The organism is Mesorhizobium sp. M7A.F.Ca.ET.027.02.1.1, from assembly GCF_004022985.1.
Classification (GTDB): domain Bacteria; phylum Pseudomonadota; class Alphaproteobacteria; order Rhizobiales; family Rhizobiaceae; genus Mesorhizobium.
On sequence record NZ_RZOL01000099.1, the window covers coordinates 1 to 16,876 of the forward strand.

20 protein-coding genes are annotated in these 16,876 nt (G+C 63.3%); 16 read left to right on the forward strand and 4 right to left on the reverse strand.

The window, feature by feature from the left end; all coding sequences use genetic code 11:
- Positions 1-1,311 (forward strand): 3-isopropylmalate dehydratase large subunit (leuC, locus tag EN749_RS13590; protein WP_128363312.1); only part of this gene is annotated, 1,311 nt, incomplete at its 5' end.
- A gap of 39 nt (positions 1,312-1,350) precedes the next feature.
- On the opposite strand, the gene EN749_RS13595 is transcribed toward leuC, so the two are convergent.
- Positions 1,351-1,668 carry a hypothetical protein gene (locus EN749_RS13595; RefSeq protein ID WP_127267369.1) on the reverse strand — a complete coding sequence of 106 codons (318 nt, stop codon included), beginning with the start codon at positions 1,666-1,668 and terminating at the stop codon, positions 1,351-1,353.
- 160 nt (positions 1,669-1,828) lie between these two features.
- Here EN749_RS13595 and EN749_RS13600 point away from each other — a divergent pair, with 160 nt between their 5' ends.
- Positions 1,829-3,025, forward strand: a complete 1,197-nt coding sequence (locus EN749_RS13600; RefSeq protein WP_128363313.1) for a GGDEF domain-containing protein — start codon at positions 1,829-1,831, stop codon at positions 3,023-3,025.
- 75 nt (positions 3,026-3,100) lie between these two features.
- Entirely contained in the window at positions 3,101-4,318 is a 1,218-nt protein-coding gene (locus EN749_RS13605; RefSeq protein WP_128363314.1) for a GGDEF domain-containing protein, read from the forward strand.
- A 61-nt stretch (positions 4,319-4,379) separates the two neighbouring features.
- Here EN749_RS13605 and EN749_RS13610 read toward each other — a convergent pair whose 3' ends face one another.
- The gene (locus EN749_RS13610; protein ID WP_127269290.1) at positions 4,380-4,742 is read right to left on the reverse strand and encodes a hypothetical protein; all 363 of its coding nucleotides are present in this window, start codon (positions 4,740-4,742) and stop codon (positions 4,380-4,382) included.
- Between the two features lie 264 nt (positions 4,743-5,006).
- Here EN749_RS13610 and EN749_RS13615 point away from each other — a divergent pair, with 264 nt between their 5' ends.
- The 6 genes from EN749_RS13615 (at position 5,007) to EN749_RS13640 (ending at position 9,993) form a co-directional block, all read left to right on the forward strand.
- Positions 5,007-5,435 (forward strand): hypothetical protein, encoded by a 429-nt coding sequence (locus EN749_RS13615; RefSeq protein ID WP_128363315.1) that lies wholly within the window; start codon positions 5,007-5,009, stop codon positions 5,433-5,435.
- Between the two features lie 260 nt (positions 5,436-5,695).
- Positions 5,696-6,115, forward strand: coding sequence for a succinate dehydrogenase, cytochrome b556 subunit (sdhC, locus tag EN749_RS13620; RefSeq protein ID WP_128363316.1), 420 nt, complete (start codon positions 5,696-5,698; stop codon positions 6,113-6,115).
- 2 nt (positions 6,116-6,117) lie between these two features.
- On the forward strand, positions 6,118-6,513 hold the full coding sequence (sdhD, locus tag EN749_RS13625) for a succinate dehydrogenase, hydrophobic membrane anchor protein (RefSeq protein ID WP_127330207.1): 396 nt from the start codon (positions 6,118-6,120) through the stop codon (positions 6,511-6,513).
- A 1-nt stretch (position 6,514) separates the two neighbouring features.
- Positions 6,515-8,350 (forward strand): succinate dehydrogenase flavoprotein subunit, encoded by a 1,836-nt coding sequence (gene sdhA, locus EN749_RS13630; protein WP_127382862.1) that lies wholly within the window; start codon positions 6,515-6,517, stop codon positions 8,348-8,350.
- A 9-nt stretch (positions 8,351-8,359) separates the two neighbouring features.
- Positions 8,360-9,139, forward strand: a complete 780-nt coding sequence (locus EN749_RS13635) for a succinate dehydrogenase iron-sulfur subunit (RefSeq protein ID WP_013528877.1) — start codon at positions 8,360-8,362, stop codon at positions 9,137-9,139.
- 224 nt (positions 9,140-9,363) lie between these two features.
- Positions 9,364-9,993: a DUF480 domain-containing protein gene (locus EN749_RS13640; RefSeq protein WP_128363317.1), complete on the forward strand. Its 630-nt coding sequence runs from the start codon at positions 9,364-9,366 to the stop codon at positions 9,991-9,993.
- Between the two features lie 52 nt (positions 9,994-10,045).
- Here the strand turns inward: EN749_RS13640 and EN749_RS13645 are convergent, their stop codons facing one another.
- Entirely contained in the window at positions 10,046-10,471 is a 426-nt protein-coding gene (locus EN749_RS13645) for an OsmC family protein (RefSeq protein WP_127322672.1), read from the reverse strand.
- Positions 10,472-10,699: 228 nt separating this feature from the next.
- Between EN749_RS13645 and EN749_RS13650 the strand changes: the two genes are divergently transcribed.
- The 3 genes from EN749_RS13650 (at position 10,700) to EN749_RS13660 (ending at position 11,950) form a co-directional block, all read left to right on the forward strand.
- Entirely contained in the window at positions 10,700-10,930 is a 231-nt protein-coding gene (locus tag EN749_RS13650) for a hypothetical protein (protein WP_128363318.1), read from the forward strand.
- The gene (locus tag EN749_RS13655; RefSeq protein WP_128363319.1) at positions 10,927-11,283 is read left to right on the forward strand and encodes a YciI family protein; all 357 of its coding nucleotides are present in this window, start codon (positions 10,927-10,929) and stop codon (positions 11,281-11,283) included. Before EN749_RS13650 ends, EN749_RS13655 begins: the two co-directional genes overlap by 4 nt.
- Positions 11,284-11,422: 139 nt before the next feature.
- Positions 11,423-11,950 (forward strand): hypothetical protein, encoded by a 528-nt coding sequence (locus EN749_RS13660; protein WP_127382880.1) that lies wholly within the window; start codon positions 11,423-11,425, stop codon positions 11,948-11,950.
- Positions 11,951-12,108: 158 nt separating this feature from the next.
- On the opposite strand, the gene EN749_RS13665 is transcribed toward EN749_RS13660, so the two are convergent.
- Positions 12,109-13,386 (reverse strand): ubiquinone biosynthesis hydroxylase, encoded by a 1,278-nt coding sequence (locus EN749_RS13665; protein WP_189367505.1) that lies wholly within the window; start codon positions 13,384-13,386, stop codon positions 12,109-12,111.
- A gap of 98 nt (positions 13,387-13,484) precedes the next feature.
- Here EN749_RS13665 and tesB point away from each other — a divergent pair, with 98 nt between their 5' ends.
- The 4 genes from tesB to EN749_RS13685 form a co-directional block, all read left to right on the forward strand.
- A complete protein-coding gene (gene tesB / locus EN749_RS13670; RefSeq protein WP_127397385.1) occupies positions 13,485-14,360 on the forward strand; it encodes an acyl-CoA thioesterase II in 876 nt (291 codons plus the stop codon).
- 217 nt (positions 14,361-14,577) lie between these two features.
- Complete coding sequence (locus EN749_RS13675; RefSeq protein WP_127397384.1) at positions 14,578-14,916, forward strand: P-II family nitrogen regulator; 339 nt, start codon at positions 14,578-14,580, stop codon at positions 14,914-14,916.
- Between the two features lie 31 nt (positions 14,917-14,947).
- On the forward strand, positions 14,948-16,369 hold the full coding sequence (locus EN749_RS13680; RefSeq protein WP_127267327.1) for an ammonium transporter: 1,422 nt from the start codon (positions 14,948-14,950) through the stop codon (positions 16,367-16,369).
- 254 nt (positions 16,370-16,623) lie between these two features.
- Positions 16,624-16,876 (forward strand): hypothetical protein (locus EN749_RS13685; RefSeq protein WP_128363321.1); only part of this gene is annotated, 253 nt, incomplete at its 3' end.

A 16,876-nucleotide genomic window follows, 5' to 3' on the forward strand; every position in this document is an offset into this window, starting at 1 on the left:
GTCCATGAAGTGACCAGCCCGCAGGCCTTCGAAGGCCTGCGCATGACCGGCCGTAAAGTCCGGCATCCGGAAAAGACGCTGGCCGTGGTCGATCACAATGTCTCGACCTCGCCCGAGCGCAAGTTCGGCATCAAGAACGAGGAAAGCCGCATCCAGGTCGAGGCGTTGGCCACGAACGCCAGGGATTTCGGCGTCGAATATTATTCCGAGAACGATATCCGCCAGGGTATCGTCCACATCATCGGTCCCGAGCAAGGCTTTACACTGCCCGGCATGACCATCGTCTGCGGCGACAGCCACACCTCGACGCACGGCGCTTTCGGTGCGCTGGCGCACGGCATCGGCACATCCGAGGTCGAGCATGTTCTGGCGACACAGACGCTGATCCAGCGCAAGGCCAAGAACATGCTGGTGCGTGTCGACGGCCAGTTGCCGGAAGGCGTCACCGCCAAGGACATCATCCTGGCCATTATCGGCGAGATCGGCACTGCCGGCGGCACCGGCTATGTCATCGAATATGCCGGCGAGGCGATCCGTGCGCTGTCGATGGAAGGCCGCATGACGATCTGCAACATGTCGATCGAAGGCGGCGCGCGCGCCGGCCTGATCGCCGCCGACGAGACGACCTTCGCCTATGTCAAGGACAAGCCGCGCGCGCCGAAGGGCGCGTCCTGGGATGCGGCACTCGAATACTGGAAGACGCTGCAGTCCGACGAAGGCGCGCATTTCGACAAGGTGATCGTGCTCGACGCGGCCAAGCTGCCGCCGATCGTCTCCTGGGGCTCGTCGCCCGAGGATGTCGTGTCGGTGCAAGGCATCGTTCCGAACCCGGCCGACATCGCCGATGAAAACAAGCGCACCTCCAAGCAGCGCGCGCTCGACTATATGGGTCTGACGCCGGGCACCAAGATCACCGACATCACGCTCGACCGCGTCTTCATCGGCTCCTGCACCAACGGCCGCATCGAGGATCTGCGCGCCGTCGCCAAGGTGGTCGAAGGCAAGACGGTCAGCCCGCATGTCGATGCGATGATCGTGCCCGGCTCCGGCCTGGTCAAGGAACAGGCGGAAGCCGAAGGGCTCGACAAGATCTTTGTCGCCGCCGGTTTCGACTGGCGCGAGCCGGGCTGTTCGATGTGCCTGGCCATGAACGACGACCGGCTGAAGCCGCATGAACGCTGCGCCTCGACCTCGAACCGCAATTTCGAGGGCCGGCAAGGCTTCAAGGGCCGCACCCATCTCGTGTCGCCGGCGATGGCGGCCGCGGCGGCGATCGCCGGCCACTTCGTCGACATCCGCGAGTGGAAGTAACCCGGATTTGAACAGAACCCGAGCCGCGCCCGGCTCGGGTCAGCTCTTTCCGTCGCGGCGGACGAGCTCGTGGAACTCCTCGCGGCGTCCCGGCTGTTCGGCCGCGACCACAAGCGCAAGCTGTTGTTCCTCGAAGAGCTTGAACCATTCGTCCCATTCGACGAGTTCATAGCCTCCCGCATTGAGCGGCCGTTCAGGCTGGTCCTGATCCTGATAGGCGTGCTGGCCGAAGACCAGCCTCAACATGGGCTGCGTCCCCGCTTCGGGCGATATGTCGACGATTGCGGGAAAGCCGGCGCGCCCGGCAGCCCATGAGCGGATCGCATCGTGGTCGGTCAGTGTGATTGTGTCGGCCATGGGTCGCTCCAGATTGTGAACGGAGGAACGCTGACTGGGGACTGCGGTTCCCTGACATTATTTTGAGACGGCGGTCCTGCTTACCGCTTTCGCTTAACCGCTTGTTTGGGCTTGCCCTCTAAGCTCTTCCCTGACGTAAGCCAGGGGAAGTCACAGTCGGTTGGACACGGGTCTGCTCATTGCGCTGCTCAACCCGACGATCGCGCTGGCGCTCGGCGCGGCGTTCCTTGTGCTATGGTCCTATCAGCGCCACCGCCCCTATCTGGCCGTTTTGGCGATCAGCTACAGTCTCTCGGCGGCTGGCTTCCTGCTGCAGTATTTCACCTTGCCCATCGGGATGCCGCTGACCAAGCTTACGTCGAACATCTGCTTCACCATCGCCGCGTGCTGCCTGGCCAGCGCTGTCATCCACCGCTATGGCCGCAAGGTGCCCTATGTGGGGATCGCCGTGCTGGCCGGCGGCGGCCTGGCGTCGTTGTGCTGGTTCCTGTTCGTCGCGCCGGATCTCACCTGGCGCATCCTGGCGATGAATTTCGCATTCGGCGGCATCAGCCTTCTGGTTGCTGCCGAACTGCGCCCGGTGCGCAACAACGGCCCGACCGAAAAAATCCTGTTCGTGCTGTCGCTGCTGTCGGGCGTCAATTTCTTCGTGCGCACCCTTGCCGTCGTCATCGCGCATGGGCCCTTCGCCAGCTATGACGGGTTCTATGGCTCGTCCTACTGGACGACGGCGCTGCTGTCGCACGCGCTGCTCTCGCTGCTCATCGCGCTGTGCCTGTTTTCCGCCGCGGCACTCGACGTGTTGAAGGCATTGAAGACCGAGACCTATACCGACCCCCTGTCGGGCCTGCTCAACCGGCGTGGCTTCGAGGAACGCGGCATGCTGCTCTTGCAGCACTGCGCCTCGGCCCGGTTCCCGGTCGCGCTGGTGCTGGCCGACCTCGATCACTTCAAGGCGCTCAACGATGTGCATGGACATGGCGCGGGCGATCGGGTGATCGCCGACTTCGCCGCCAAGCTTCGGTCGGCGGCCGGCGCGCGCGGTGTTGCCGGGCGTATCGGCGGCGAGGAATTCGCGGTGCTGCTGCCACTCAGCGATCTTGCCGCGGCCCGGCTGTTCGCCGAGGCGGTGCGCACCGTCTATTCGGCCGGCCATGTCGACGGACTTCCCCAGGGAACGAGGGTGACGGCAAGCTTCGGCGTGGCGGCCCGCAGCGGTGGCGAGGCGCTGGAGCCGCTGATGCGCCGTGCCGACGATGCGCTCTACAAAGCCAAGAAGAACGGCCGCGACAGTGTACGCCTGTCCTATGAGCGGCCGGAAACGGCGTTCCTGCCGGAGCCGCTCAAGACCGGCTGAATCTGCCCGGACGGGACGGCGTTAACGTCTTCTTCGCCCGTCGATGATTAGCTGTCGGCGCGGGTGCGGGAGAACATGAGCGGCGCCAACTTCATCCTGTTGATCAATCTGTCGGTTGCCGGCCTGCTGGCGGCATCCTTCATGGCGGTCGCCTTCCACGATGTCGGCCGCGCGCCGGCGCGCTGGCTGGCATTTGGCTATCTGCTGGGCATGGCCTATTCGGCCATCGAATTCTCCATTCCCGCTTTCACCGACGCGCGGCTCCCGGTCGTGGCCGCCTTCGCGGTTTTCCTTGCCGCCACCATTGCGTTCAATGGCGGGCTTGCCCGCAAATACGGCGTGGCACTGCCCTGGAAGCCGATGCTGTTGTTCCTGTTGACCACCACCATAGCTGTGTATTTCGTGCAGGATCTGCCCCGCCAATCGCTGATCCGCATCATGGCTTACCAGCTTCCCTATGCGGTCATGCAGTTTGTCGGGCTGGCCATTGTCTGGTCATCGAGGCAAAAGCTTGCCCGTCTCGATCGCATGTTGATGGCGGTGCTGGCGGCGAGCGGTCTGCAGTTTGCCTCCAAACCGTTCATCGCGCATGCGCTTGGCGGCTGGGGCGCCAATCCGCAGGCCTACCTGCAAAGCAACTACGCGCTGGTGTCGCAATCGCTCGGCACTGTCTTTGCGCTGGCGCTGGCGCTGCTGATGCTGGCCATCCTGGTTCGCGACGTGCTTGCCGAAGTGACGTCGAAGTCGGAGACGGACACGCTTTCGCGCCTGCTCAACCGCGGCGGCTTCACCCGGCATGCCGAGCTGGCGGTGCTTGGCGCGATGCGGCAAGGCGTGCCGGTCGCACTGGTCATCGCCGATCTCGATCATTTCAAGAGCGTCAACGACAGCTTCGGCCATGCGTCAGGCGACCGGGTGATCGAGACTTTTGCAGGCTTCCTGCGCGAAGCTGCAGCCGCGCATCACGTTGCCGGCCGGATTGGCGGCGAGGAGTTCGCCATCATCCTGCCGGGAACCAACCTTGCCGCGGCGCGGCTGTTCGCCGAGGGCACGCGCAGTGCCTTCGGCGCGCTGCCCATCGACGGGCTGCCGGCCGACAACCGCTGCACCGCGAGCTTCGGCGTCGCCGAACTTCATCCAAGCGAAGACTTTGCCGATCTGATGCGGCGCGCCGACCAGGCGCTCTATCAGGCGAAGAATGCCGGGCGCGATTGCGTGCGCGTCTCCGCCGGACCTGTCGGCAACTGGTCGTCAGCCGGAATGGAAGCCAGAGCAATTTCAGGAAAAGTGTGAAACGGTTTCCCGGGAAAAGCGCATAGCGCTTTCCCTTGGAAATTGCGTCCCAACGAAGAGTCTAGCGGCAGGGGCTGAGCTCGGGCATCTCGCCGTCGGAGAGACCGTACATATAGGAGCGGCCCTTCACCAGCACCGGCGGCCGGTAGCAATCGCTGTATCCGCTGATTTCGTCGGCTTCGTTCTCGTAGATCACCTTGGGCTGACCGGCGCTGGTGTAGTCGGATAGCTGCTTGGCCAGCTTGCCTTCGCCGACGATGATGCGTTTGTAGCCGGCGGCGCTGTCGACAACGAGATTGCCGAAGGAATCAGCGTAGACGCGATCCTGATGCCGGGCGCCGGCGAGCGCTGGCGCTGCAAGGGCAACGACCGATGCCGCCACGATGAGCGCCGCAAGGCGCGATCTGCCTGAATTCGAACGCATGGCGTCCTCCGTGTCTTGAGGGAAAGCCTCCTCGAATCAGAAATTAACGTTTTCTTAACCTTTGTTAAGAGGGCCGGCGCGTTTGGCGGCGATGTCTCGGTAAACATGGTTAATATCCGTTAATATCCGACTGGATGGAAAACCTGGTGGTCATCATTCGGCCATGCTTGGCCGCACCATCGCGGCTGGTGTCCGTCTCGGCGTCGGGATGACCTTGATCTTGGCAAAGCATCGCGGCTGGTTTGCCGCTCGGGAGGACAGCATATGGCGCTACGCCGGCCGATTTGGGCGTCCGTTTTCCCGTTGCTCGGGGTCGTCGCTGGCTGTGTGCCGCAGGACAGTGGGCCGAAGGCGGCCAATACCGTCGTCGTCTCACCTGCGCCGGCTCAGCAGTCCGTCGCAGCCGCGGCGCCTCCGGCAGCTGCAACCAAGATCATCACCGACCTTACCGCGCCGCGATCCGGCATAGGCACGGCCACTTACAGATGCGGCAACAACGGTATGATCTCCATCCAAAATCTAGGCACGTCGTTGCGTGTGGTCGGGTCCGATGGCGTGACCGAGGAGTTTGCGGCGTCGCCCGCCAACCAGAGCAGCCGCTACCAGGCGGCCACGCATGACGCAATCGTGATCGATGGACGCGAGGCGCTGGTGATGAAGAAGGGGTCGACGCCGCAGACCTGCAAACGCTAGGGCTAATCTCAACACCGCCGGGCCCTTGGGCCAGACATGTTGCACTGCAGCGATATCGAGCCGGCTTCGGGCCTCCCGGCCTAATCGATTGAAGCCTAAGCCGGCCTTTTCGTCAGACTAAATTACGTTTTCGAAACGGTTTTCTGGCTTTGACGCGGTGCAAAAAGAGCATTAGAAACCGGCTGTCCGAAGTCGCAACCGGAAGCGGCAATGCCGCATTTCCACCTGAGGCTCCAGAGAGACGCCGAACTGGGGGAGCCATGAGCAAATCACCAGCCACCCGCGAATTTGCCAGACGTGAACGGCCGATTTCGCCGCACCTCACCGTGTACCGGCCGCCGATCACCATGACGATGTCGATCATTCACCGCATCACCGGTGGCGCGCTGTATTTCGGCACGCTGCTGGTCGCCCTGTGGCTGATGGCGGCGGCAAGCTCGCAGGCGACCTTCGATTGGGCCAATTGGACCTTCGGCACCTGGCTCGGCCGGCTCATCCTGTTCGGCTACACCTGGGCGCTGATGCACCATATGCTGGGTGGCGTGCGCCATCTGGTCTGGGACACCGGCGCCGGCCTCGAGAAGCATACCGCCTCGAAGATCGCCTGGGCGACGCTGGCCGGCTCGATCCTGCTCACGCTGCTGATCTGGATCGCCGGCTATATGGCGCGGGGAGCCTGACCATGAGCGGCAAAAACACCGACATGCGCACGCCGCTGGCGAAGGTCCGCGGCCTCGGCTCCGCTCGCGAGGGCACCGGGCATTTCTGGCGCCAGCGCCTGACCGCGATCGCCAACATCCCGCTGATCCTGTTCTTCGTCGGCTTCCTGATCGCGCTCAACGGCGCCGACTACGCACATGTGCGGGCAGCTCTTGCCAACCCGTTCGTCGCGCTGGTGATGGCCCTGGTGCTTATTTCAGGGCTTACCCATATGCGGCTCGGCATGCAGGTGATCATCGAGGATTACGTGCATGGCGAAGGCATGAAGCTGGCGCTGATCGCGCTCAATACATTTTTCACCATAGCGGTCGGCGTCGCCTCGATCTTCGCCCTGCTCAAGCTGGCATTCGGAGGCTGAGTTGGCCAAGGACGCGAAACAAGCCAACACGGCAGGCTATACCTTTGTCGACCACAAGTTCGACGTCGTGGTCGTCGGCGCCGGCGGCGCCGGCCTGCGCGCCACGCTCGGCATGGCCGAACAGGGCCTGCGCACCGCCTGCATCAGCAAGGTGTTCCCGACCCGCTCGCACACGGTGGCGGCGCAAGGCGGCATTGCCGCCTCGCTGTCCAACATGGGTCCCGATTCCTGGCAGTGGCACATGTACGACACCGTCAAGGGCTCGGACTGGCTGGGCGATGTCGACGCCATGGAATATCTGGTGCGCGAAGCGCCGGCCGCGGTCTACGAGCTCGAACATTATGGCGTGCCGTTTTCGCGCACCGAAGAGGGCAAGATCTACCAGCGGCCGTTCGGCGGCCACATGATGAACTATGGCGAAGGCCCGCCGGTGCAGCGCACCTGTGCCGCCGCCGACCGCACCGGCCATGCCATCCTGCACACGCTTTACGGCCAGTCGCTGAAGAACAACGCGCAGTTCTTCATCGAGTATTTCGCGCTCGACCTGATCATGGAGCCGGACGGCACCTGCACCGGCGTTCTTGCCTGGAACCTGGATGACGGCACCATCCACCGCTTCTCGGCCAAGATGGTGGTGCTGGCGACCGGCGGCTATGGCCGCACCTATTTCTCGGCCACCTCGGCGCACACCTGCACCGGCGACGGCGGCGGCATGGCCGCGCGTGCCGGCTTTCCGCTGCAGGACATGGAGTTCGTGCAATTCCACCCGACCGGCATCTATGGCGCCGGCTGCCTGATCACCGAGGGTGCGCGCGGCGAGGGTGGCTATCTCGTCAATTCCGAGGGTGAGCGCTTCATGGAGCGCTATGCGCCGTCAGCCAAGGACCTTGCCTCGCGCGACGTTGTCTCGCGCTGCATGACGCTGGAAATCCGCGAGGGTCGCGGCGTCGGCAAGAACAAGGACCACATCTTCCTGCATCTCGACCATCTCGATCCCGCCGTCCTGCATGAGCGGCTGCCGGGCATTTCGGAATCGGCCAAGATCTTTGCCGGTGTCGACCTGACCAAGGAGCCGATCCCGGTGCTGCCCACGGTCCACTACAATATGGGCGGCGTGCCGACCAATTACTGGGGCGAGGTGCTCAATCCGACGGCGATCAATCCAGACCAGGTGTCGCCCGGATTGATGGCTGTCGGCGAAGCCGGCTGCGCCTCCGTGCATGGTGCCAATAGGCTCGGTTCGAATTCGCTGATCGATCTTGTGGTGTTCGGCCGCGCGGCCGCGATCCGCGCCGGCCAGGTCATCGACCGCAAGTCGGCGATCCCTTCGCCCAACGAAGCCTCGGTCGAAAAGATCATGGACCGCTTCGACCGGCTGCGCCACGCCAATGGCTCGACGCCGACGGCCAGCTTGCGTGAAAAGATGCAGAAGGCGATGCAGGAAGACGCGGCCGTATTCCGCACGCAGGAGTCCCTCGAAAGCGGCTGCAAGCGCGTTTCGCAGATCTGGGGCGAGTTGAAGGACATCAAAGTGTCCGACCGCTCGATGATCTGGAACTCCGATCTGGTCGAGACGCTGGAGCTGGAAAACCTGATGGCCAATGCCATCACCACGGTCTACAGCGCCGAGGCGCGCAAGGAGAGCCGTGGCGCACACGCACGCGAGGACTTTTCGGCGCGCGACGACGCTGTCTGGCGCAAGCACACGCTGGCCAGGCTCAGCGAAGACGGCAAGGTGACGCTCTCCTACCGGCCGGTGCACACCGAGCCGCAGCTGGCTGAAAAGGACGGCGGCATCAGCCTCGCCAAGATCGCGCCCAAGGCCCGGGTGTATTGAGGATCGAACATGGTTGAACTCACGCTCCCCAAGAATTCGCAGATCAAGCCGGGGAAGACCTGGCCAAAGCCGGAGGGCGCCACCAATCTGCGGGAATACCGCATCTATCGCTGGTCGCCGGACGATGACGAGAACCCGCGCATCGACACCTATTTCGTCGACATGGACGATTGCGGGCCGATGGTGCTCGACGCGCTGCTGTGGATCAAGAACAAGATCGACCCGACGCTGACCTTGCGGCGTTCCTGCCGCGAAGGCATTTGCGGCTCCTGCGCCATGAACATCGACGGTTCCAACACGCTCGCCTGCACCAAGGGCTGCGACGACATTTCCGGCGCGGTAAAAGTCTACCCGCTGCCGCATATGCAGGTGGTCAAGGATCTTGTGCCCGACCTCACCAATTTCTATGCCCAGCATGCCTCGATCCAGCCTTGGCTGAAGACGGTGTCGCCGGAGCCGGCCAAGGAGTGGCTGCAGAGCCACGAGGACCGGGAGAAACTCGACGGGCTCTACGAATGCATATTGTGCGCCTGCTGCTCGACCTCGTGCCCGAGCTACTGGTGGAACGGCGACCGCTATCTCGGCCCGGCAACGCTTCTGCAGGCCTATCGCTGGCTGATCGATAGCCGTGACGAGGCCACCGGTGAGCGGCTCGACAACCTCGAAGACCCGTTCCGGCTCTATCGCTGCCACACCATCATGAACTGCGCGCAGACCTGCCCGAAAGGCCTCAACCCGGCCAAGGCGATCGCCGAGATCAAGAAGATGATGGTGGAGAGACGGGTCTAGGCGGAGCGGATTTGCTGCAAACCTCGGATGTAGCGATCCGTAGCGGCCCCCCTCTGTCCTGCCGGACATCTCCCCCACGTGGAGGGAGATTGGCTGTCATCGCGGCTTTAGCCAATCTCAAAGGTTGAAGGATGACGCGCGCTCGGCGAAGCTGTCGATCTCCCTCCACGTGGGGGAGATATCCCGCAGGACAGAGGGGGGGCCTCAGAAAGGATTTTAGTCCAATGAGCGACGATCTTCCCATCCTCTCTCCCAGCGAAGCCCGCATCCTCGGCTGCCTGATCGAGAAGAAGGAGCTGACGCCGGATGTCTATCCGCTGACGCTCAACGCAGCACTGGCCGCTGCCAACCAGAAGACGGCGCGCGAGCCAGTGATGGCGCTGGAGCAGACCGAGGTGCACCGGGGGCTGAAGCTGCTCGAACAAAAGGGACTGGTGCGGCAGATGTTCGGCTCGCGCGTCGAGCGCTACGAGCACCAGATGGCGCAGCGCTTCTCGCTGACCACGCCGCAGACCGCTTTGATCGGCCTGCTGTTGCTGCGTGGGCCGCAGACGGCCCATGAACTGCTGGCGCGCGGCGAGCGCATGGCACGGTTTTCGTCGATCGAAGATCTGCGCGCCGAACTCGACATGCTGATCGGCCGTCGACCGCCACTCATCCAGGAAATCCCGCGCGGACCAGGCCAGCGCGAGGACCGCTACGTTCATCTCCTCAGCGGCCCGGTGGACGTTGCCGCCCTTTCGGTGCAGCGAAGTGCATCGGTCCTGCCTGCTTCCGACCTGGAGGCGCGGTTGGAGGCGTTGGAGCAGGAAGTCGCCGCACTGCGCGCTCGCCTGGACGCGCTGGGAGCATAGGCCGGCGCGCGCCTGGGCGTTCGCGCCGGGTCTTTACACGGATGCAGCGCTTTCAGCCGAGCCGGGCATCAAGCGACACGTTTATGGCGCCGAGCGCCTTCGAGACCGGGCATCCGGCCTTGGCCTTCTCGGCCAGTTCCGTGAATTTCGCCGCATCGATGCCGGGCACCTTGCCGACCACGGTGAGGGCGCTGCCGGTGATGCCGGTGCCTGGAACCAGCGTCACCACGGCCTTGGCGTCGAGTTCGGTGGCAGGCGTGCCGTTCTCGGCCAGGAAATGCGAGAACTGCATGGCAAAGCAGCCCGCATGCGCCGCGGCGATCAGTTCTTCCGGGTTGGTGCCGGATTTGCCGCTCTCGTCCTCGAAGCGCGCCTTGAACGAATAAGGCGTGCCCTTCAAGGTTCCGCTCTGGGTGTCGAGCGTGCCCGTGCCCTCTTTCAGATTGCCTTTCCAGACGGCGTTTGCGGTGCGGTCCATGAATTCCTCCTTGGTTGTCGTGGTTGGGGTTCGTTGTCGAGGCCGAGCCGGCGTCCGGTCAACTATAGCGCGCGCGGACGCGAAGGCCACTGCGCTCTTTGAACCACCGCACGGTGCCGGCACCGGTGGCCAGATTTTTCCGAAAAATGCCGGTGCAGAAATGTCGATTTTGATCTGCTTCGCCCGTCCTGCGGATGGCCACGGATTTGTGGCCGGATGGAGGTTCACATGGACAGTATGTTTTTTGCATCGTGGAAAGGTGCAGGCTGCGGGGCCGGGCGACGAGAAGAAGACTTCTGGCTGCATCCGCCGGCATCCGGCTTTGGCCGGCTTCTGGCGGCGGTTGCCATCATCGGCATCGCGGCATGCCTTCTCGATCACGCGGCGGCGGTCAGTGGCAACACCGATGCGCTCGTCGGCGCATCCTATGGTTCACAGCGGCAAGGGGGCTGGAAATGAAATATGTCTGCCTGGTTTATGGTGAGGAAAAGGATCTTCATGCGCTGGCCCCGGCAAGGTCGGCCAAGCTCGACGCCGATTCGCTGGCCTATGACCGGGCGCTGGAGGAGAGCGGCCTGCTGATCGTCGCGCAGGCGCTGCAATCGGTGAAAACAGCCAAAACCGTGCGGCGGCGTCAGGGCAAGCGGCTGGTTATCGACGGGCCGTTCGCCGAGACCAAGGAGCAATTGCTTGGTTTCGTCATGATCGAGGCCGGAGATCTCGAAGCGGCGCTGGACATTGCCGCTGGTATTCCACTGGCCGAACTCGGCACGATCGAGGTCCGGGCCATCTACGACATACCGGGGTCATAGAGCCCTGCCAGCGTTGTGGCTGCTTCGAAAACCAGAGCGTCGGGCTGAGCGTTCGGGCTTCGGTTCCGTGCGCAACTTTTGCGTGTTGAAGCAAGGCGAGAGTTCTCCTATCGTCGCCGGGGTTCTTGGGGATTTCGACATGCCTTTCCTGATTGCTATCCTTGGCGTGATGGGCGCGGCGGCGTTCTGGTGGTACCGGATGAAGGCCATGAACGAGGCCGCGCGTGACGTTGCCGATGTCATTGGCCGGGTTCAGGGCTCGGTACGCCGCAAGAAGCTGCGCAAGCAGGCGGCGCTGTCGCCGCTGACGGCGATCGATGATCCAGTCGTAGCGGCGGCTACGCTGATCACATCAATCGTCTCCGAGGATGGGCCCATCCTGCCGCAGCGCGAGGCCGTCATCCGCGCGGTGATTTCCGAGATTGCCGACAAGAAGAAGACCGACGAGGCGGTGATCTATGCCAAATGGGCGGCGGCGCAAGTCGACGACGCCACCGTTGTCATCGACAAGCTGGCGCCGTTTCTACGCGAACGTCTCGATGTCGCCGAGCGAAACGATCTGCTGCAGATGGTCAACCGCGCCGCCCAGGGCGGCGAGAAACGCCTGGAGATATCCGACCAGAGGATATTGCGGCTGCGGCAAAAGCTGGGTTTTGAGGTCAACTAGGGTGTGCTGATATTCAGGTGAGCCCGGCCTGCAAATGGCAGCTTCCTGCGCTTCCGGTGCTCACGTACCCAAATGTACGCTCCGCTCCGGTTCTCGGAATCCGCCATTTTCGGCTCGGCCTGACCTGAATCTCAACACACCCCTGCCATGGCGGCGGGTCAGATCGCCTCGCCCTTCAACAATCGCGGCGTGCTGGCTGACAGTCCCGACGCCTGCCGGATAAAAAAATCCTTCAGGCGCGGCATGCGTTCGACGAGACCGAGGCCGATGTCGCGGACGGTGCGCAGCGGGCCGATATCGTTGGAAAACAGCCGGTTCAGCGCGTCCGTGGTGACACCCATCTGCACCGTGTCGAAGCGGCGCCACTGCTGGTAGCGCTCGAGCACGTCGAGCGCGCCGATGTCCCGGCCGAGCCGGTCGGCCTCGACGATCACCTCGGCAAGGGCCGCGACATCCTTGAAGCCGAGATTGAGGCCCTGGCCGGCGATCGGGTGGATGCCGTGGGCGGCATCGCCGGCGAGCGCGATGCGGGGTGCGACGAAGGCGCGCGCAATGGTCAGGCCGAGCGGCCAGGCGCGCGGCTTGTCGGCAACGCGGATCTCGCCAAGCTTCAGGCCAAAGCGCTGTTCGAGTTCGTGTTCGAAGAGGAGATCGTCACCGGCCACCAGCTTCTCGGCGTCGGGCGTACGCTCGACCCAGACGATCGACGAGCGGTTGGTGCCGTCCTCGCCGGGCTTGAGCGGCAATGTGGCGAAGGGGCCGGCCGGCAGGAAATGCTCTTCGGCGCGACCGTTATGCGGGCGTTCATGGGCCACGGTGCAGACGATGCCCGACTGGCCATATTCCCATTTCACCGTCTTGATGCCGGCCATGTCGCGCAGCTTCGAGTTGACGCCGTCGGCGGCGACCAGCAGGCGGGCCTTCAGGGTCGCGCCGTCGGCGAGATGCACTGTGATGCCGGCGCCGTTGGTCTCGAACCCCTGCACGGCGACGCCTTCGATGATGTCGATGCCGAGCTTTTCGGCGCTGGCCCGCAAGGCGCCGTTCAGCACCCTGTTGGCGACCATATGCGCAAAGGGCTCGCCCGGCGCCACTTCGCCGTCGAAGGTCAGGAAGACCGGACGCACCGGATCGGCGGTGCGCGAATCGGTGATGATCATCTCGGTGATCGCCTGCGCCTGGGGCACGATCTCGGCCCACACGCCGAGCTGGTCGAGCATGCGGCAGGCGGCGGCGGCGATGGCCGAGGCGCGGCCATCCCTTTGCCAGGCGCCAGCAGGTGCGGCATCGACGAGCGCGATGGCGAGACCCGGTCGCGCCTGCTTCAGCGACACGGCGGCGGCCAGGCCGACATAGCCGGCGCCGGCGACCAGGACATCGAGCCCAGATCTTGTTTTCGCGTTTGGCCCGGTTTTCGTGTCCGCCTTGCGTTCCATCATCTTCGCTCCTGCGCGCCGGCCGGGTCCTGCACCCTTGACTGCCTGTCCGTCCTGTCGGAAACCGCCATAACACTTCTGCGGCGAGGGCGCGAAATATGACGGCAGCCATGGACGAGCTTCTCGGCATTCTCGACCTCGAGAAGCTGGAACACAATCTGTATCGTGGTCGCAGCCCCTTGCTCGACTGGCAGCGCGTGTTCGGCGGCCAGACCATCGCCCAGGCGCTGGTGGCGGCGCAGCGGACAGTGGATCCCGATCGGCACGTGCATTCGCTGCACGGCTATTTCATGCGGCCCGGCGACACCAAGGTGCCGATCGTCTACGAGGTCGACCGTATTCGCGACGGCGGCTCCTTCACCACGCGGCGCGTGGTGGCGGTCCAGCACGGCCAGGCGATCTTTTCGCTCGAAGCCTCGTTCCAGCAGGACGAGGTCGGTCTCGAGCACCAGGTGCCGATGCCGCAGGACGTTCCGGGGCCGGACACATTGCTGTCGCAACGCGAATTGCTGGGCAAATTCGCCGAGGCGGTGCCCGATGGCATCAAACGCTACTGGGAGCGCGACCGGCCGATCGAGATGAAGCCGGTGATGCTGAAGCATTACACCAGCCGCGAAAAGCTGGAGCCGAAGCAGAATATCTGGATCCGCACCACAGGTCCGGTGCCGGCGGACCGCGCCATCCAGGCGGCGGTGCTCGCCTATCTTTCCGACATGACGCTGCTCGACACATCGACCTTTGCGCATGGCCGCGCCATTTTCGATCGCGATATCCAGGCGGCGAGCATTGACCACGCCATGTGGTTCCATCGCAGCCATGCGCTCGACGACTGGATGCTCTACACGCAGGACAGCCCGTCGACACAGGGGTCGCGCGGCTTTACACGCGGGTCGCTGTTTGCCCGCGACGGCACGCTGATCGCCTCGGTTGCGCAGGAAGGGCTGATCCGGCTCAAGCGATCGCCTGCAGAGTAGGCATTTTTCAAAAATTGCCTAAGTTTTAGGCAGATGCATCGCTGCAGCTGTGGGCAGGTTGCGTCGGTGTGCTCTCTAATCTCTTTTTTTACAACGGGTTAACACCCTGCTTCGGCACTTGGCACGGAGCTTGAATCCTCGTGGGCACTCTCCGGCTTTTTAGGATCGGTGAAGGTGTGCAAACGCGGGGGACCGCAACAGCGAAGGGTGAAACCTTATGAAAATTGTGATGGCAATCATCAAGCCGTTCAAGCTCGACGAGGTACGCGAAGCGCTTACCGCCGTCGGCATCCAGGGCCTGACCGTCACCGAAGTCAAAGGCTACGGGCGTCAGAAAGGGCATACGGAGATCTATCGCGGGGCGGAATACGCGGTCAGCTTCCTGCCGAAGATCAAGATCGAAGTCGCCGTCAGTTCCGACATGGTGGACAAGGCTGTCGAGGCCATCTCCGCCGCCGCCAAGACCGGCCAGATCGGCGACGGCAAGATCTTCGTTTTCGGCATCGATCAGGCGGTGCGCATCCGCACCGGCGAAACAGACACCGACGCGCTCTGAGCGGCGATCACGTATTCCAATGGAGAGTTCAATGAATATTCCTTCCACCTTGAAGTCAGCGGCGCGCTCCGCGCTGCTCGGCTCGTTCGCGCTCGGAGCATTGGGCACGGTCGCCGCATTCGCGCAGGAAGCGGCTCCCGCCGCGGCCGCAGCAGCGCCAGCTTTCACCGTCGACAAGGGCGACACCACGTGGATGATGGTTTCCACCGTTCTGGTGCTGTTGATGACGGTTCCCGGTCTTGCGCTTTTCTACGGCGGCCTGGTTCGCAGCAAGAACATGCTGTCAGTGCTGATGCAGGTCTTCACCATCACCAGCGTGGTCATGATCATCTGGGTTTTCTACGGCTACAGCCTCGCCTTCACCCCGGGCAACGCCTTCGTCGGCGGCCTTTCCAAGATGTTTCTCTCCGGCGTCGATGTGACGACCCTGTCGGAAACCTTTACCAAGGGTGTCGCCATTCCTGAACTGGTGTTCGTCGTCTTCCAGATGACCTTCGCCTGCATCACGCCGGCTCTGATCGTCGGCGCCTTCGCCGAACGCGTCAAATTCTCCGCTTTGATCCTTTTCGTCATCCTGTGGGTCACTTTCATCTACTTCCCGATCGCTCATATGGTCTGGTTCTGGGGCGGCCCGAGCGCTTATAGCGATCCGACGGGCCTCATCTTCAGCTTCGGCGCCATCGACTTCGCCGGCGGCACGGTCGTTCACATCAATGCGGGCATTGCCGGCCTCGTCGGCGCGCTCATGATCGGCAAGCGCAGCGGCTACAAGAAGGATCTCATGGCGCCGCACTCGATGACGCTGACCATGGTCGGTGCTTCGCTGCTGTGGGTCGGCTGGTTTGGCTTCAACGCCGGTTCGAATCTTGAAGCGAACGCCTATGCGGTGCTGGCCATGATCAATACCTTCGTCGCCACGGCGGCGGCGGCGGTCACCTGGATCGTGCTTGAATCGCTGCTGCGCGGCAAAGCCTCCATGCTTGGTGCTGTTTCGGGTGCGGTGACCGGCCTCGTCGCCGTCACGCCCGCTGCCGGCTTTGCCGGCCCGATGGGCGCCATCGTGCTCGGCATCGTGGCCACCTTCGTCTGCTACTTCTTCGTCTCGGTGGTGAAGAACACGTTCGACTACGACGACAGCCTTGATGTCTTCGGCGTCCACTGCATCGGCGGCATCATCGGCGCGCTCGGCACAGGCATCCTGGTCAATCCTGCCCTCGGTGGCGCCGGCATTGTCGACTATTCGACGGCCGACTTTGCTGCCGGCTATGCCGGCACGGCCACCCAGCTCCTGGCGCAGGCCAAGGGTGTCCTGGTGACCCTGCTGTGGTCGGGTATCGGCAGCGCCATCCTCTACAAGATCGTCGACCTGATCATCGGCCTGCGTCCGACAGCCGACGCAGAGCGCGAAGGCCTCGACCTCACCTCGCATGGCGAAGCGGCCTACCACTCGTAAGCCCGTGCGGGACGGCATTGGCCGCCCCGCAATTCCTATCCCGTCGTGATGCTCCCGAAAGGAGTTCACGCATTGAGGCCCGGATCGCATCCGGGCCTCTTTTTTTGGCAAGTCATTCCGGCAATGCCCGTCTTGGCGCAATCACGTTCATGTGATCAGGTTTTTTGAGGAAACAACGACCGCTCTGGTTCCGAACTGGGGGAACGATCGTCGTTCTGACGCTCGTGCCAAACAACAGGGAAGGAAACCATTTCATGAACCTCAAGAATATCTGCCTTGGAGCGCTCGCTCTTTCCATGGTCAGCGGCTTTGCATTTGCCGGCGCTCTGGATAAGCCCGACAACATGGCGCCGTTCTTCACGGATTCCGGCATGAAGACCATGAAGCCGATGGCGGATTTCAAGACCGCTTTCATGGCCATGCCGATGGAAAAGCAGGAAGCGATGAAGAAGGAATGCCAGGATGCGGCGATGAGCAAGCCGTATGCGGAATTCTGCGCCAATGTGC

Excerpts from the sequence above, each read along its gene's own strand:
- EN749_RS13680 (WP_127267327.1), top strand. The coding sequence starts at position 14,948 with ATGAATATTCCTTCCACCTTGAAGTCAGCGGCGCGCTCCGCGCTGCTC.
- EN749_RS13655 (WP_128363319.1), top strand. The coding sequence starts at position 10,927 with ATGAAATATGTCTGCCTGGTTTATGGTGAGGAAAAGGATCTTCATGCG.
- sdhD (WP_127330207.1), top strand. The coding sequence starts at position 6,118 with ATGAGCGGCAAAAACACCGACATGCGCACGCCGCTGGCGAAGGTCCGC.
- tesB (WP_127397385.1), top strand. The coding sequence starts at position 13,485 with ATGACGGCAGCCATGGACGAGCTTCTCGGCATTCTCGACCTCGAGAAG.
- EN749_RS13635 (WP_013528877.1), top strand. The coding sequence starts at position 8,360 with ATGGTTGAACTCACGCTCCCCAAGAATTCGCAGATCAAGCCGGGGAAG.
- EN749_RS13660 (WP_127382880.1), top strand. The coding sequence starts at position 11,423 with ATGCCTTTCCTGATTGCTATCCTTGGCGTGATGGGCGCGGCGGCGTTC.
- EN749_RS13610 (WP_127269290.1), bottom strand. The coding sequence starts at position 4,742 with ATGCGTTCGAATTCAGGCAGATCGCGCCTTGCGGCGCTCATCGTGGCG.
- EN749_RS13605 (WP_128363314.1), top strand. The coding sequence starts at position 3,101 with ATGAGCGGCGCCAACTTCATCCTGTTGATCAATCTGTCGGTTGCCGGC.
- EN749_RS13675 (WP_127397384.1), top strand. The coding sequence starts at position 14,578 with ATGAAAATTGTGATGGCAATCATCAAGCCGTTCAAGCTCGACGAGGTA.
- EN749_RS13645 (WP_127322672.1), bottom strand. The coding sequence starts at position 10,471 with ATGGACCGCACCGCAAACGCCGTCTGGAAAGGCAATCTGAAAGAGGGC.
- EN749_RS13640 (WP_128363317.1), top strand. The coding sequence starts at position 9,364 with ATGAGCGACGATCTTCCCATCCTCTCTCCCAGCGAAGCCCGCATCCTC.
- EN749_RS13615 (WP_128363315.1), top strand. The coding sequence starts at position 5,007 with ATGGCGCTACGCCGGCCGATTTGGGCGTCCGTTTTCCCGTTGCTCGGG.
- EN749_RS13650 (WP_128363318.1), top strand. The coding sequence starts at position 10,700 with ATGGACAGTATGTTTTTTGCATCGTGGAAAGGTGCAGGCTGCGGGGCC.
- EN749_RS13665 (WP_189367505.1), bottom strand. The coding sequence starts at position 13,386 with ATGGAACGCAAGGCGGACACGAAAACCGGGCCAAACGCGAAAACAAGA.
- EN749_RS13595 (WP_127267369.1), bottom strand. The coding sequence starts at position 1,668 with ATGGCCGACACAATCACACTGACCGACCACGATGCGATCCGCTCATGG.
- sdhC (WP_128363316.1), top strand. The coding sequence starts at position 5,696 with ATGAGCAAATCACCAGCCACCCGCGAATTTGCCAGACGTGAACGGCCG.